17 protein-coding genes are annotated in these 15,724 nt (G+C 46.9%); 8 read left to right on the forward strand and 9 right to left on the reverse strand.

The annotated features are described in order from the left end of the window. Positions 1-18 precede the first annotated feature (18 nt). From M2387_RS00250 to M2387_RS00265, 4 genes are all read left to right on the forward strand, one after another. Positions 19-570, forward strand: a complete 552-nt coding sequence (locus tag M2387_RS00250; RefSeq protein WP_259046496.1) for an NAD(P)H nitroreductase — start codon at positions 19-21, stop codon at positions 568-570. Between the two features lie 117 nt (positions 571-687). Then, positions 688-1,731 (forward strand): selenide, water dikinase SelD, encoded by a 1,044-nt coding sequence (selD, locus tag M2387_RS00255; protein ID WP_259046497.1) that lies wholly within the window; start codon positions 688-690, stop codon positions 1,729-1,731. 4 nt (positions 1,732-1,735) lie between these two features. Continuing rightward, the gene (locus tag M2387_RS00260; RefSeq protein WP_259046498.1) at positions 1,736-3,709 is read left to right on the forward strand and encodes a DNA topoisomerase III; all 1,974 of its coding nucleotides are present in this window, start codon (positions 1,736-1,738) and stop codon (positions 3,707-3,709) included. Then, positions 3,639-3,920, forward strand: a complete 282-nt coding sequence (locus M2387_RS00265; protein WP_259046499.1) for a YnjH family protein — start codon at positions 3,639-3,641, stop codon at positions 3,918-3,920. The genes M2387_RS00260 and M2387_RS00265 overlap by 71 nt, the downstream gene beginning before the upstream one ends. Before the next feature lie 60 nt (positions 3,921-3,980). Here the strand turns inward: M2387_RS00265 and M2387_RS00270 are convergent, their stop codons facing one another. The 3 genes from M2387_RS00270 to M2387_RS00280 all read right to left on the reverse strand — a co-directional run bounded on the left by M2387_RS00270 (position 3,981) and on the right by M2387_RS00280 (position 6,419). Next, complete coding sequence (locus tag M2387_RS00270; RefSeq protein ID WP_259046500.1) at positions 3,981-4,442, reverse strand: YbaK/EbsC family protein; 462 nt, start codon at positions 4,440-4,442, stop codon at positions 3,981-3,983. Positions 4,443-4,563: 121 nt separating this feature from the next. After that, complete coding sequence (locus M2387_RS00275) at positions 4,564-5,502, reverse strand: DMT family transporter (protein ID WP_259046501.1); 939 nt, start codon at positions 5,500-5,502, stop codon at positions 4,564-4,566. A gap of 38 nt (positions 5,503-5,540) precedes the next feature. Then, positions 5,541-6,419 (reverse strand): PhzF family phenazine biosynthesis protein, encoded by an 879-nt coding sequence (locus tag M2387_RS00280; protein ID WP_259046502.1) that lies wholly within the window; start codon positions 6,417-6,419, stop codon positions 5,541-5,543. A gap of 193 nt (positions 6,420-6,612) precedes the next feature. Here M2387_RS00280 and M2387_RS00285 point away from each other — a divergent pair, with 193 nt between their 5' ends. After that, a complete protein-coding gene (locus tag M2387_RS00285) occupies positions 6,613-8,067 on the forward strand; it encodes an aminotransferase-like domain-containing protein (RefSeq protein WP_259046503.1) in 1,455 nt (484 codons plus the stop codon). 115 nt (positions 8,068-8,182) lie between these two features. On the opposite strand, the gene M2387_RS00290 is transcribed toward M2387_RS00285, so the two are convergent. Then, positions 8,183-8,731 carry a GNAT family N-acetyltransferase gene (locus M2387_RS00290; RefSeq protein WP_259046504.1) on the reverse strand — a complete coding sequence of 183 codons (549 nt, stop codon included), beginning with the start codon at positions 8,729-8,731 and terminating at the stop codon, positions 8,183-8,185. A gap of 226 nt (positions 8,732-8,957) precedes the next feature. Then, positions 8,958-9,362, reverse strand: a complete 405-nt coding sequence (locus M2387_RS00295) for a DUF2251 domain-containing protein (protein ID WP_259046505.1) — start codon at positions 9,360-9,362, stop codon at positions 8,958-8,960. Positions 9,363-9,897: 535 nt separating this feature from the next. Between M2387_RS00295 and M2387_RS00300 the strand changes: the two genes are divergently transcribed. Further along, positions 9,898-10,485, forward strand: coding sequence for a phosphatase PAP2 family protein (locus tag M2387_RS00300; protein ID WP_259046506.1), 588 nt, complete (start codon positions 9,898-9,900; stop codon positions 10,483-10,485). Positions 10,486-10,580: 95 nt separating this feature from the next. Here M2387_RS00300 and M2387_RS00305 read toward each other — a convergent pair whose 3' ends face one another. Beyond that, complete coding sequence (locus tag M2387_RS00305) at positions 10,581-11,348, reverse strand: AraC family transcriptional regulator (protein WP_259046507.1); 768 nt, start codon at positions 11,346-11,348, stop codon at positions 10,581-10,583. Between the two features lie 116 nt (positions 11,349-11,464). Between M2387_RS00305 and M2387_RS00310 the strand changes: the two genes are divergently transcribed. Next, the gene (locus M2387_RS00310) at positions 11,465-12,358 is read left to right on the forward strand and encodes an EamA family transporter (RefSeq protein ID WP_259046508.1); all 894 of its coding nucleotides are present in this window, start codon (positions 11,465-11,467) and stop codon (positions 12,356-12,358) included. Positions 12,359-12,483: 125 nt separating this feature from the next. After that, a complete protein-coding gene (locus M2387_RS00315) occupies positions 12,484-13,080 on the forward strand; it encodes a GNAT family N-acetyltransferase (protein WP_259046509.1) in 597 nt (198 codons plus the stop codon). On the opposite strand, the gene M2387_RS00320 is transcribed toward M2387_RS00315, so the two are convergent. The 3 genes from M2387_RS00320 to M2387_RS00330 all read right to left on the reverse strand — a co-directional run bounded on the left by M2387_RS00320 (position 13,075) and on the right by M2387_RS00330 (position 15,673). Next, positions 13,075-13,977 carry a GNAT family N-acetyltransferase gene (locus tag M2387_RS00320; protein ID WP_259046510.1) on the reverse strand — a complete coding sequence of 301 codons (903 nt, stop codon included), beginning with the start codon at positions 13,975-13,977 and terminating at the stop codon, positions 13,075-13,077. The two genes, M2387_RS00315 and M2387_RS00320, sit on opposite strands and share 6 nt — an antisense overlap. 341 nt (positions 13,978-14,318) lie before the next feature. Beyond that, complete coding sequence (locus M2387_RS00325) at positions 14,319-14,891, reverse strand: hypothetical protein (protein WP_259046511.1); 573 nt, start codon at positions 14,889-14,891, stop codon at positions 14,319-14,321. A gap of 233 nt (positions 14,892-15,124) precedes the next feature. Beyond that, positions 15,125-15,673: a GNAT family N-acetyltransferase gene (locus tag M2387_RS00330; protein ID WP_259046512.1), complete on the reverse strand. Its 549-nt coding sequence runs from the start codon at positions 15,671-15,673 to the stop codon at positions 15,125-15,127. Positions 15,674-15,724: the final 51 nt, after the last annotated feature.

Genomic DNA, 15,724 nt, shown 5'->3' on the forward strand with positions numbered 1-15,724 from the left:
CATTTGAGGGGGAAGGTTATGGATGCTCTTGAACTACTTATTAATCGTCGTAGTGCGGCTCGTTTAGCCGAGCCTGCTCCGTCAGGAGAGGTACTGGAAAATATTCTCCGCGCGGGTATGCGCGCACCGGATCATGGCACGCTACAGCCCTGGCGTTTTGTGATTATCGAAGGGGAAGCGCGTGAGCGGTTTGCTGAAGTTTTAGTGGCCGCGGCCACCGCCGCAGGCTTTGATGACAAAGCGCTTGAGAAAGCCCGTACCGGTCCGTTACGTGCACCACAAATTATTGCGGTGATTGCGCATTGTGATACCCAGCATAAGGTTCCGGTCTGGGAACAGGTCGCTTCTGCAAGCTGTGCGGTAATGGCAATGCAAATGGCCGCCGTCGCCCAAGGATTCAATGGTATCTGGCGCAGCGGCCCCTGGACAGAAGATGCTTCTGTACGTGAAGCCTTAGGCGGCCGTGAACAAGATAAAGTGGTCGGTTTTCTTTATCTTGGTACTCCGCAGCTAAAAGCCTCTACGACGATTAATCCCCCCGATACAGCGCCATTCGTTCACTATTTCTAGTCAAAATTTGTCTGGATTACGCGCAACTGTGGCGTAATCCAGATAACTGCACTTATCAGAATCACTTTTGGGCGCTACCATACAGGGATGAGAGTTCATCAATGACAGGAGCGACTGATGAGTGAGCAACATATTCGCCTGACGCAGTATAGCCACGGAGCTGGTTGTGGCTGCAAAATTTCTCCCCAGGTGTTAGAGACAATTCTTCATAGCGAGCAGGCGAAATTTATTGACCCTCATCTGCTGGTCGGTAATGAAACGCGCGATGATGCTGCGGTTTATGACCTTGGGAACGGAACCTGTATTATCAGTACCACCGATTTCTTTATGCCGATTGTCGACTCGCCTTTTGATTTTGGTCGAATTGCTGCCACCAATGCCATCAGTGATATTTATGCCATGGGCGGTAAGCCGATTATGGCTATCGCTATTCTTGGCTGGCCGGTGAATGTCCTGGACCCGGCGATTGCCCGACAGGTGATTGAAGGCGGACGCTTTGTCTGTCAGCAGGCTGGCATTTCGCTGGCCGGTGGGCACTCTATTGATACCCCTGAACCGATTTTTGGTCTTGCCGTCACCGGTATTGTCCCGACGTCTAAAGTGAAGAAAAACAGTTCAGCTCAGGCAGGCTGCAAGCTCTATCTGACCAAACCTCTGGGTATTGGCGTGCTGACTACGGCTGAGAAAAAGTCGCTGCTGCTTCCGGAGCATCAAGGTCTGGCGGCTGAAGTGATGTGCCAGCTTAATCTTGCAGGCGCTGAGTTTTCTGATGTTGAAGGCGTGACGGCGATGACCGATGTCACCGGATTTGGTTTACTCGGCCATCTTAGCGAAATGTGTCAGGGCGCAAACTTGCAGGCGATTATCGACTATCAGTCGGTACCTAAATTACCTGCGGTTGAAAGCTATATTGCTCAGGGCTGTGTTCCCGGTGGTACCGGACGTAACTTTGCCAGCTATGGTCATTTAGTCGGTGAGATGCCTGAGTCCTGGCTTGATTTACTCTGCGATCCTCAGACTTCGGGTGGGCTATTACTGGCGGTACGCGATGATGCCCAGTCTGCCGTTCATGCTATTGCCGAGCGCCATGGCATCTCACTGAATGTCATTGGTGAGCTTTACTCGCCGCAAGCGGGTCACCCGATGATTGAGGTTCGTTGATTGTATGCGGTTGTTTATTGCCGAAAAACCGAGCCTGGCCCGCGCTATCGCTGATGTATTACCTAAGCCCCACCGCCGAGGCGATGGTTTTATCGAATGTGGTAATGGCCAGGTCGTCACCTGGTGTATTGGCCATCTGCTCGAACAGGCTCAGCCGGATGCCTATAATGAACGTTATGCGCGCTGGAATCTGGCAGATTTACCCATTGTGCCGGAAAAATGGCGGCTCCAACCTCGCGCTTCGGTAACCAAACAGCTCAACGTTATTAAAGGTCTGCTAACCCAGGCGGCGGAAGTGGTGCATGCCGGAGACCCCGACCGCGAAGGCCAGTTGCTGGTGGACGAAGTACTCGATTACTTACAGCTGGCGCCGGAAAAACGTCAGCAGGTTCAGCGCTGCCTGATAAATGACCTTAACCCACAAGCGGTTGAACGGGCGATTTCGCGCCTGCGAGCCAACAGCGAGTTTATTCCGCTTTGTGTCTCGGCCCTGGCGCGTGCCCGAGCCGACTGGTTATACGGGATCAATATGACCCGCGCCTATACCATCCTGGGCCGTAATGCCGGTTATCAGGGCGTACTCTCCGTTGGCCGCGTTCAGACCCCGGTGCTGGGGCTGGTGGTCAGGCGGGATGAAGAGATCGAAAATTTTGTACCCCGGGACTATTTTGAGGTTAAAGCGCATATCGTTACCCCGGCGGACGAGCGTTTTATCGCGCTCTGGCAGCCCAGTGAATCCTGCGAGTCACATCAGGACGAAGACGGACGTTTACTGAACCGTAAACTGGCAGAGCATGTCGTCGCGAGGATAACCGGGCATCCCGCCATCGTCACGTCATATCAGGATAAGCGCGAGTCAGAAATTGCACCGCTGCCGTTTTCACTCTCCAGTTTGCAGATCGAGGCGGCAAAACGTTTTGGGTTCAGCGCTCAGAATGTGCTCGATATTTGTCAAAAACTCTATGAAACCCATAAAGTGATTACCTATCCTCGCTCTGACAGTCGTTATCTGCCGGAAGAACACTTTGCCGGACGCCAGTCGGTGTTAAACGCGATTGGCATCCAGGGGGATTTTCAGCCTTTCCCCGATATCAATATCGACCAGCGTAATCGCTGCTGGGATGACAAAAAAGTGGATGCTCACCACGCCATTATCCCGACTGCCCGCAGTAGCAAAGTGTCACTGAACGACAATGAAGCCAAAGTGTATAACCTGGTGGCACGGCAATATCTGATGCAGTTTTGCAGTGATGCCCAGTTTCGTAAATGCACCATTGAGCTGGATATTGCCGGAGGCAAATTCATCGCCAAAGCGCGTTTTCTGGCTGAAGCAGGCTGGCGTACTTTATTAGGTAATAAAGAACGCGATGAAGATAATGACGGTACACCTTTGCCGGTGGTCGCCAAGGGTGATGAGCTGTTATGTGAGCAAGGGGAGGTGGTCGACAGGCAGACCCAGCCGCCACGCCATTTTACCGATGCCACTTTATTATCCGCAATGACGGGTATTGCCCGCTTTGTTCAGGATAAAGATCTAAAGAAAGTCCTGCGAGCGACCGATGGTTTAGGGACAGAAGCAACCCGGGCCGGTATTATTGAATTGCTGTTTAAGCGGGTATTTTTAGAAAAGAAAGGACGTGCGATTCATTCCACTCCGGCGGGGAGGGCGTTAATTCACTCGCTACCGGAACTGGCCGCGCGTCCCGATATGACCGCGCACTGGGAAGCGACTCTGACGCAAATCAGCGAGAAGAACTGCCGCTATCAGGACTTTATGCAACCGCTGGTTGAAACGTTGTATTCACTTATCCATCAGGCCCGCACTACGCCGGTACGGCATGCTTTTAAGGGCATCAGTGCGCCGGACAGTGCAGGCCGGGGTAAATACAAAAAACAGGGAAACAGCCATGCCGCTAAAAAACCTTCTGCTCGCCGCCGCAATACTCCTGGGCCTGCCGCTTCTGGCGACAGCGAATAACGGTGCTGATGTCGGTATTATTGTACCGCCGGAGGTATTTACTCAGCAAGGGGCAGGGCAGCCAACCCCCTGCTTACAGTGCTGTATATACGGCAATAAGAGTTATACCGAAGGGGCGATTATCAAAACCGAAGGTATCCTGCTGCAATGCAGTCGGGAGAATCAGGTATTGAGTACTAACCCGCTTATCTGGCAGCGGGTTAAGCCCTAAAACAGTAGCGAGTTTTGCTCATTCATGCGTATCACCTACGTCAATGAAATACAGAACTCGCTACTCTGTGCATAAGTCCACCCAGATGGCGGCGGTAATGTCCCCAAGTGTATCAGGTGAAATCCTGACCCCCGAACGGCCATTGCCGCCAGACGGCAGAACTTCTTCATAACTCTTCAGACTCTCATCACAATATACGGCAACCTCTTGATTTATTCCCAGCGGACTTACGCCTCCGGGGGCAAAACCTGTTGCATCAAGAACCTCTTCTGAGGGCAGCATGCGCGCTTTAACGCCAAAATAATCTTTAAACTTTTTGTTGTTCAGGCGGCGGTCTCCCGCCATGACCAGCACAACAACGGCATCATTCACCCGGAACGACAGGGACTTTGCTATCTGACCGGGCTGCACGTTAAATGCATCGGCAGCCTGACTGACCGTGGCCGTAGGCTCATCAAGTTCAGTTACGTTAACTGCAGGTGCTTTCTTATCCAGGAAGGCGCGGACACGCTCTATACTCATTAAAATTCCTCTTGTAGAATTTCTGTTCAAAGGCTTGTTCAGGATTAAGGGTTTGAATTCTACGCCTGCAGGAAAAGGGGCTACCGGAACAGGCCGTTCTTCAGAATACAAAAATTTACGGTCATGATCGTCTATCTTTTTGTTTAATGTTTGCCAGGCCTACGCCTAAGAGAATTATGCTGATACCCATGATATGAAAGAGTTGTATGTGCTCACCCAGGAAGATCACGGAAAGCACCACACCAAATACAGGAATGAGGTGGATACTTAATCCTGCCCGGGCAGCGCCTACAGCTTCAACACAACAGCCATACAGGAGATATGAAATGAAAGAAGGAAATACGCCAAGAAAAATCACTCCCGGAATCGTTATCGGGTTCCAGTTCACCTGAATATCAGAGTGATATTCCCGGAGAAACAGCGGGGCAACAGCAATCAGGGTAATCATCACCTGTATCCCCAGTAATCCCACTTTATTGATATCTGCTGGCAACTTGCGCAGCCACAGCGTATAAAAAGCAAAGCAGGACATGGCGGTAAGTAGTAACAGGTCTCCTGAAGAGAACGCAAGGTTGAAAAGCGCACTAAGATCGCCTTTAAGAATGATGACTAACACACCACAGCAGGAAACGATCAGGCAGATTATCTGCAGATGATTCAGCCGGGCTTTAAAAAAAAGACATGAAAATAACGTGATAAGCACAGGCACACAGGAGTTGAGCAACAGCGCGTTAGTACCTGACGTGTGATGCAGCCCGTAATAAACCAGAAGGCTGAAGGCTGCTATGCCACTCAGTGACACGGCGATTATCCTCAGCGGATGCTGAAGATAGCGTCTGTAATCACGTTTGATGTGCGGAGCGGCAAACGGAAGAATGATTGCCAGAGCAATCAGCCAGCGCACAAAGGTTAGCGTTACGGGGGGAATATCATTTCTTACTGCCCGGCCCACAATGTAGTTTCCTGCCCAAAATAGGGGCGGGATGACAAAAAATAGAATGGTCAGTATTAACTGGCGGGTACCGTTTGCTGTCAGTCTTCCAGCATTTTCCTGCGACATGTTATCTTCCTTTGCCGGATTTCTGTTTACTTAATAAATCAGTAGTTTAATGTGCCATTAATACAGGTGATTGCATGTCCGCCTACGCGAATTTTACCGCTCTCGATGCGCAACTGCAGCTTTCCCTCTCTTCCGATAACCCGCCCTTGTGAGGAAAGCACCAGCCCGTTTTCGGGTAATATCACGCTATAATGGCGCATAAACGCCGCAACGCTACCATTACCACTTCCGCAGACTGGATCCTCGTTAACGCCGCAGGCCGGTGCAAATGACCTGACTTCAATATTCATCCCGGCTTCATCGGTATACTCACCGTAAATGCAGATACCCGTCACGCCCATTGCAGCATCATGTTTACTGAGCTTTTCGTAATCCGGCTTAACGCTGATAACCGCAGCGGCATCATTCACGTGGGCGACAATCCACCGTGCACCCACATCCACCAGTAGAGGAGGCATCAAAGGGTCCAGTGCGCACCCAAGCAGAGCTTCCAGACGACCAACCTGCACATTTGTGAGCACGGAGATATCCGGTTCTGGCAGATCGAATGCAATTGAGACAAACCCTTTTGCATCTTCAATAACCGTCAGATTAATCAGACCCGCAGCGCATTCCTGCACCACGATACCGTTCCTGGCATTGACTATACCTGACTCGATCAAAGCCCAGGCTGTACCAATCGTCGGATGACCTGCAAAAGGAAGTTCGCTTTCCGGCGTAAATATCCGGACTTGGTAATCCGCCTGTTTATTTTCCGGAGGCAATACAAATGTGGTTTCAGACAGGTTGGTCCAGCGAGCAATTTCCTGCATCTGAACGGCAGAGAGTTCGCGCGCATCCATGATGACGGCAACTGGATTACCCCTGAATGGAACAGCTGTAAAGACATCAACCTGGCGAAAAGCAACGCTGGACATAGCCCACCTTTAAAGAGACATAACAATCAGAATGGCACTGATACTACACTTTGCACTGTGATGGGTACAGATACAGAAATGTGTCTTTTATATGGACACAGAAATGAGTTTATTAGCCGAATGGAGTTTCATTTCTGATAAATAAAGGACACACTTACCCGTTACTGATTATCAACCTATACGATATTCCACCATGCATCTTTATGAACAAGTCGCTGCGGACATTATCCGGGCAATCAGTGTCGGACTGTTAAACGCCGGGGGGCGCATTCAGTCGATTAGGGAATATGCGCAGGCTCATAATGTGAGCATTAATACGGTCAAAACGGCTTACCGGCTCCTTGAAGATCGGGGGATCCTGACTGCCCGCCCTCAGGCTGGTTACTATGTCAGCGCGACACTGCCTGAGCTCAGAACAGTCCATAATGCCAGCGTCGCTGGAAATACGCTGCCACTGTCCGGTATCAGTCGGCTTCTTTCTTTAATTTTGCAGAATCAGCAAAAAGGGGGCTACACCGATCTGGCTCTGGCATGCCCCTCAGGTGAAAGCTTCTATCCCGCAACCAGAATAAGAAAACTGACCTCTCATGTAATGAGGCATTCTCCTTACATCCAGTCTACTTACGTGCTTCCTCCTGGTTCTGAACGCTTGCGATCTCAGATTGCTCGTCGCGGTACACATCTGGGGATGTTGTTATCCGTTGAAGATATTTTAATCACCCACGGCACAATGGAAGCGCTAAATCTGGCCGTAAGAGCTTCAACGAAGCCCGGCGACAGTGTAGCGGTTGAGACCCCCACGTTTTACAACCTGTATCCGATGCTGGAAGAAATGGGGAGGAAAGCAGTAGCGATACCCACTCATCCGCAGACGGGGATGTGCCTGGATAGTCTGGACGAGGTTTTAAGAAAGGGCGGCGTTTCAGCAGTCATAACCATTCCGAGCGGCCACAACCCGCTGGGTTTTACCATGCCGGAAGAAAATCGCCGGCGTCTTGCATCAATGGGGCATACCTATGAGATAGCAATTATTGAGGACGCGATGTATGCCGAGCTGCAGTTTGGGCCATCTCCTGTACCGAATATTAAAGCGTTTGATACAGACGGATGGGTAATGGTGTGCGCCAGCTATACCAAAACAGTGGCGCCAGACTTCCGGATTGGCTGGCTTGAAGCGGGGCGTTTTCGGGATATAGCCCGCCAGATGAAGTTTACCTCCACAGTCGCAGAACCCGCGTTACTGACGGAAACCTTGGGGTTATTTCTGGAAAACGGTAGTTATGATCTGCATCTGCGATTTCTTAAAAAACGTTACAACGAACAGATTGAGGCCGTCAGAGCCCTCTTATCGCGCCACTTTCCTGAAGGAACCCGTGTCAGCCGTCCTCAATGCGGTTTCATTCTCTGGCTTGAGCTGCCCGGTGATATTGATACGCTTGATCTATTCCATGCGGCTTTGGATGAAAAAATAATCTGTATGCCAGGACTTTTATGCTCAGGAAATAAAGCGTTCAGTCATTGTCTGCGGCTTGCGGTTTGCTTTGAGCTCACCGACCAGTATGTCAGCGGAATACGAAAACTTGGGGAGCTGGCCTGCCGACAGCTTAAGCAACCATTGCGCAGGGCCGACGATGAAGTGCATATCTGAGTGGGTTAATTTTGATGCCTTTTTATCTGAAGTAAGCGAAGGAAGTTATGATAAAACCTTCAGCCAGATTCATAATGTTTGGCGGGAGCAAGGAGCAGACACCAGATGGCTGATATCAGCGGACTTGACGAGCATTCCATTCATCACGGGTTATTTCCCAAAGTTCAGAATCCAGAAGGCCGCTGACATACTCTTGCTTAACGGTTTTTATCAGCCGCATTCCGCTGCTGACTGAAATACGCTGTGAGCGGCTGTTAACCGCAGCCTTAGGAGCGCGTAGCACCTGTTTATTTAAAATATTAAACCAGTAATCCGTAGCAGCAATACTGGCCTCACGCATGAAGCCTTGTCCCTGATATTCCGGAGCGAGCCAGAATCCGCGATTATTATCTTCAAAATCGTACAAGCAGATTAATCCCATGAGTTTGTCGGGTGTTTCAAGGCTTCTGATAGTCCAGAACCATGCAATTCCTTTTGCTATATCAGGTAGCGCAACGTTATTGACGTAATGCTCCGCACCATTCTCCGGATAAGGCCAGGGGACCGACGCCACCATATAACGCACTATTTCCCAGCGTGGATAAAGCTTCTGGATTTGCAGAGCATCTTCAGCGACTAACGGTTTTAATAGCAGCCGTTCTGTTGTAAGTATTGAAGTTCTCATGGGTGATTATCCTGATTGATTGATGTATTCCTGAGCAGGTTCTGGTTACCTTACGATCAGACACACAGCAGACAAGCACGTGGCGCTGAAGGTCTGCTGATAGCGAGGAGCGGATATTCGGAATACCTAGTTTATATCCTGAGAGTCCAGGAAATCGTCCGCCCCCTTCAGAGTGACATTATCAATATGGATAGATAATAGCGTCAGGCGTTAAGCCCTCCACAACTCACCGGAAAAAGTCATCCACCGAATCGCTCCACTCATGACCGGACACCGACCATACCTTGCTTATCGGGGGAGGAAATCCGCTTCTGCAGTAGCCATTTTTCCCCATGAAATCGAAGGCTCCATGCGGATATCCGTTGATAAGAAGTACGCACTTCTGACTGTCTTCTGACCAGCCGATTTTAACGTCAGAAGGAATATGACCGTCTGAAATATCCTCGACATCGTAGATATGCACTGCATCCTGAATCGGGTTTCCTTCAACGGACTCATCGAGCGCGTAGAAATACCCGGTCTGGCCGTCGTCTTCAAATGCGGCGGCCAGCATGCCCTCAGGAGCCAGGCTTTTTATCACCTGCGCTTCTCCAGCAATGAGCTGAGCCTGTATCGTCACTAAAATCGTCATCCCGACGATTCTCCTTTCCCTGGTTGTTTGGTTTGGCTGCTTTCCAACTGACAAGTAATTCACTATAACATTTTTACGATGAACGAAGTCCGTGACCTGCGTCCACTTTGTTGACACTCAATTGCTTTAGAAAAGTCCGCTCATGATGTCAGTCTCCCTGCAAAAGGAACCATTCACTTCCAGAGGTCTCTCGGTCTTAACACGGAGGCAAATCTCAGTTTCCTGCTCTTAGCCAGCTATTTGATTCAACACCGCCAGTGTTCACCTGTGAATATTGGCCCAGTTCCGAAAATGTATATCAAGCGCCCGTTTTTTCTGTAATTTCGGTGCGATATGAAAGATATAAATCTCGTGTTTCTGCGTCTAATTTTCGTGACTGTGTGGTCTAAGGTTTTTTGCTTAATGTTATAATAATGGATTAATTGTGGTTTCAATCTTCAAAATTAGGTTAAGATATTGAGTTACTAAATGAGTATGATTTTTTTGAAAGCCAGGGTAGTCTTAGTGTTTTTCTGAAAAATCAATAAGGGAATAAATGTTTGCTTCACTTTTAGAAAAAATGAGTCACATCGATGCATTAGTTGTATTGTGGGCTGAAAAAATACGTACGCCGGGCTTATTTGAGTTTTTTAAGTTTACCACCTATGCCGGTACTATTGCGGTAACGGCAGCAATAGCAGTCATTACATCGATAGTACTGATTCGCCAGCATAAGCGAATTTATGTTTTATATTTATGGCTGGCATACGTTGGTGCAGAGCTTACTACTTGGGCTATTAAATATATGGTTAATCGACCTCGGCCAGATATCATTGCGGGTGTCGAAGAGTTTAATCCTTCTTTTCCAAGCGGGCATGCAACTGCAGTGACAAGCATCGCGCTGTATATTGCCTATGTGCTGGTGAAATCAAGTTCTAATATTAAGACGAGAATATCTTATATTATCGGAGCATTCTCTGTTATCACGTTCGTATCGTTTAGTCGAATATACCTTAACTTACATTATCTTAGTGATGTGGTATTTGGATTCCTTATAGGCCTTCTGTGGGTTTTAATTTCATGCTATTTTTGTGAAATATCACTCTCAAAGACACAGAGTGAAAGACGCGGGCGTAATAGATAGAATGCCTTTATGCAATCTGGTTTATGCTAAATAGCATTCCTTTGCTGGTGTAGCTATTTATACAGATTTATATAATACGTGTTTTGCAGAAAATTCTAAAAGTATCGACTTGGATTCTCACCCAATATACTTTTGAAAACCGTCGAGAAAGCGCTCGGGCTGCTATATCCCAGCTCCATTGCAATGCGTGTAATGGACTCACCGTTTCCCAACCGAACCACGGCAGTGAGCAGACAAACCTGCTGTCGCCATTCAATGAAGCTTATTCCCGTGTGCTGGCGGAACTGCCGTGTGAATGTACGGCGACTCATGCCAGAGCGTTCTGCCATATCATCGATCCCCATTCCCAAATCGGGTGCGCTCAAAAAATAATGGCATGCTCGCGCAAGGCGTGGTTCATCAGGCATGGGGGCGTGAAGCGATAACGTAGGCATCCTGGCTATCTCATGGAGCAACAGCCCCATCAAATGGCTATCGCGTTTATTGGTAGCAGAGTGAGCTGGTATGTTTACGGCATTCTCAAGCAGTTGTCGAACCAATGGAGATACGCCAAAAACCTGGCAATGAGTCGGAAAGTTCAGGCGTTGCGCAGCTTGTGGGCTAATATAGCTATTCAGCATAGTCACCGGGCCGCGCATCTGCATGGAATGGGGAACACCCGTGGGTACCCAGATGGCTCTGAGTGGTGGTACCGCCCAGTTTCCAGTGTCAGTTTCAACGGTGATGACGCCGCAGGCAGCGTAAGCGAATTGTCCCCTTAAATGGCTATGTTCAGGAAAGAATTCACCATCGGCGTAGTCCCTCTTAGTCACTATGACATCGAGAGGCGTATCTTCGTATAAATCATACAGATCTGTTTTCATGGCCCAATTTTAATCATATTTGACCCGAAAAAGAAAGTGGGCCAAATTATTCGGTGGCATATTGGTTGGATAGCAAATAACGATCTTCTTAATTCCGGAATTAGAGCCGCCAATCCATGCGTAGAAAACACCTTATCCTTGCCATATTGGTAACAGCAATATGGGGAGTTAACTTCCCGATAACTAAACTTGGGCTTGCCAGAATTGATCCGCTGCTTTTGACAGCCATTCGGTTTTCATTATCTGCATTCCCGCTGGTATTTTTTGTAAAGCGCCCTCAGGTCGCCATGCATTGGCTTGTTGCATATGGTTTGATCTTCGGCGTAGTCATGTGGGCGTTGATCAATCTCGGTATTTCTATGGGGGTACCGCCTGGTAGTGCTGCTCTACTCATACAGTTCAGCGCATTTTTTACTCTTGGCTGGGGCGTATTATTATTTCGTGAACGTCTAACCAGGCCACAACTGATTGGCATATTTTTGGCTGCCATCGGTTTGGTCAGCATCTTAATGGAAAGCCCTGGAAAATCGACAACGGTCGGTTTTGCTCTGGTGATGATAAGTGCGATAGCCTGGAGTGTTGGAAACATCATCATCAAACTCGCCAAAGTTAAAGAGATATTTGCTTTCGTTGTATGGGCAAGTCTTTTTTCACCTGTTCCACTATTTGTGCTGACTTGGTGGTGGCATGGGACGGCCCCATTTTCCACGCTATCGTCTGGCATGCAGACAATAGAGGTGTTTTCTTTGATATTCCAAGTCTATGCAGCTACCCATTTCTGCTATTGGGGATGGAACCTTCTGCTGCGTGAATATCCGGTATCAAAAGTCGCGCCGTTATCACTGCTTATTCCCGTATTTGCGATGATTAGCTCTGTTTTCATCATCCATCAAAAACCTGGCACCTGGGGATGGGCTTCCATATCAATCATATCGATTGCGCTCATTATTGGAATGAGGCAAGGGAAGGCAGTGATTATACGAAAAGAAGGGATGGTGGGTGGGACATAGAAAAAATCATTCACGTAATTGTTAGGATATGATACTGATACGGCTGTTTCTTCCATTTTTTTGCCTGAGACTAAATCAAGTAAAACATGAGTTTTTGAGCTTTTGTATATCCAGGAACAATTAATATGGCAGACATTAAACCGTTATATGGCAGAACAGTTACTTTAGAACCAATGAATATTTTGCACCGAAATGAAATCGTTACGGCTGCCTCAGATGGTGCTTTATGGGATTTAAATTTTACAGTTGTTCCCGGTGAAAGTACGGTCGATAAATTTTTGGCGGAAGCGCTACAGGGACAGTTGGAGGGGACAGTATTACCTTATGTCATCATGGTTGGGGGAACTGTAATAGGAAGTACAAGATTCTGGAAACTAGACTTACAAAACAGAAATGCTGAAATTGGCCGAACCTGGATAGCCAAAAGATATCAAGGCACAGTGGTTAATACGGAAGCAAAATTCTTGATGCTCCAGTATGCTTTTGAATCACTAGAACTTATTAGAGTTCAGTTTACTACTGATGTACTTAATATACATTCTCAGCGAGCAATCCTTCGCCTGGGTGCTGTTGAAGAAGGTATCATCAGGAATGAAAGAATTATGCCCGATGGCAGGTTTCGTCATTCAGCCCGATACTCAATAATTGAATCAGAGTGGCCCCTTGTGAAGAAATATTTACATGAGAAGATGCAACAACGAGCTGTACAAGATCCATTATGAGAGAGGGTTACTGCACGAATATATTTTTTCAAAATCCTGTATTTTTAGTCTCATCGGCGTCACCGGCATACCATAAAAATCAAAAGCCTCTCCGGTAGTTTCACCACCCAGTTGACTGATAATTTTGACAGTTGTATCCCGGGCTTCAGTTATTATCTCGTCAGTTTCAAGAAAACATTCTTTTAAGGATACAGAGGCTAACTTTTTACCTATACCAAGCCCTCTGTAAGCTTGCTCAACGGCAAAGCGCCCCCAGTGATATTCGGCATTTTCTTTCCAACAGGCTACGGCTCCCAGTAAATATTCACCCGAGCGCGCTATCCACCAGTTGCTTTCATATTCCTTCGGAATATTGATGAGATTCTCCGGGATATTTTGTTCATTAGAGAAAGTTTCAATTAACAGGCTAGCTACGTCTGCTCTGTATTTATCCCGCAACTGCTCAACTTGAATTCTTTCCGGATTGTGAAGACAGTTGCGGTGGAATGCTCCTTTACGAAGTATACGTAATCCTTTAACGATAGCTTCTGCATCGTTAATGCCCATGCCCTCATCAATAAAGCCCATTGTTTTGTCGGCTGCGCTATTGGCTTTAGATAAAGCTTCCCTGCCAGCCGCTGTAATCTGAAAGTGTTTTTGCCGTTTATCGGATGAAATGGAAAGTGCCTCAGCGTAATTTTCGTCTGCCATAAGAGCTAACATTCGGCTTAAAGACGCTTTATCGATATTTAACTGAAGCTTCAATTCATTGAAAGAGGTTGTACCATTTTTAAACAGATACGTAAGAAGATGAGCTTGCGTTAATGACAGCCCGGAGCCAAAGCAGTTTTTATCAAGCAAGCCCAGCTCTCTGACAAGAAAGCGTAACTCAGTACGTATTTCACCAATAAGAGACATTGATTCCTCGAGAGTAAAAACGATCTATTCAAGATATTTATCATGAGCAAATCAAACCGTCAATGGTATTGTTGATACTATCAACGATACTATGCCGGAACAGGGTGAGTTTTTTAGCTGATAACAGGGTCTTTGTTCCAGGGGATGTTCATACTCAAATCTTCTGCAATGAGGGATATTTGAGAGTGGTTGTGTTTAAGGTAAGTCTGACTGATGGCTCTTATAACCTGATTGGTTATCATCGAGAGAAAAGTACTTACATACCCGGTTTTATCGGGAGTTTTCTCAGCCCGGTTTTTCTCATCTATGTCGGGTTAGATATTACTCTGACCCGAACATCATCAGATGATTACAACGCCAATTTTTAGGCATTCATCATAATGTGATGCCCCCCGGCACGAGCATAAATACACAGGTTCGTGAAAAATTTTGGAGTACTGGCTAATCTCTTTCTTAGCACGGTCAACAGTCAAAGTATGGAAAGAATGATAAAAACCCACACACCAGAATGAACGCTGTTTAATTTCCGTCTCAACATAATGTGATTGAACGATTGAATTCACTTTGGTTATGTCATTCAACATTTCTTTCACTAACGTTGTCGCTTTTACTGCCCGCTTGAATTCCAGATATATGTACTGATCCTTTGCGGTATTAGGCTTTCTGAAAATTAAATCGACAAACATATAAAAGCGATTAAGTTTGCTTCTTTTATCAGAATTCGCCTTCAACTCTCTTCTGGTATGAAAATACTTTTCATTCAAAAGAAAATATTCAAACTCTATTTGAAACCACTTTTCCCAATCGTTATATTCATTGGCAACAACATGGGAGAGTCTGGATTTCACTTCCTTTTTTTTTATGAATTCTAACAGTAATTCCTTCACTAATTTGAAATCTTTAGACTCACTCATTGCATGCACCATAAATAAAAAATGAATCTTAAGAAAGTGATAAGTATTAATCAACGGGAAAAACAATATAGATACGATAAGTTCACCATAAGATAAATTTGGATTTCAAAAGTTCAGGATATGATTCTTTCAGAGCAGGAAATCAGGCTGCAATTGTACAAAACATACTTGAGAGATAAAAATCTTCACTAACAGTTTAACGGGAGCGAGGAGCTGGCACCACATGTCTGATGTCAGCAGGTTTGACGAGCATTCCATTCATCACGGGTTATTTCCCAAAGTTCAGAATCCAGAAGACCGCTAACATATTCTTGCTTAATGGTTTTTATAAGCCGCATTCCGCTACTGACTGAAATACGCTGTGAGCGGCTGTTAACCGCAGCCTTAGGAGCGCGTAACACCTGTTTATTTAAAATATTAAACCAGTAATCCGTAGCAGCAATACTGGCCTCACGCATGAAGCCTTGTCCCTGATATTCCGGAGCGAGCCAGAATCCGCGATTATTATCTTCAACATCGTACAAGCAGATTAATCCCATGAGTTTGTCGGGTGTTTCAAGGCTTCTGATAGTCCAGAACCATGCAATTCCTTTCGCTATATCAGGCAGCGCAACGTTATTGACGTAATGCTCCGCACCATTCTCTGGATAAGACCAGGGAACAGATGCCACCATGTAACGAACAATTTCCCAGCGAGGATAGAGCGCCTGGATCTGCTGAGCATCTTCGGCGACTAATGGTTTTAATAGCAGCCGTTCTGTTGTAAGTATTGGAATTCGCATAGGTGATTATCCTTATTGATCGATGTATTCCTAATCAGGTTCTGGTTACCT

This window comes from Klebsiella sp. BIGb0407 (genome assembly GCF_024807845.1).
Classification (GTDB): domain Bacteria; phylum Pseudomonadota; class Gammaproteobacteria; order Enterobacterales; family Enterobacteriaceae; genus JGM124.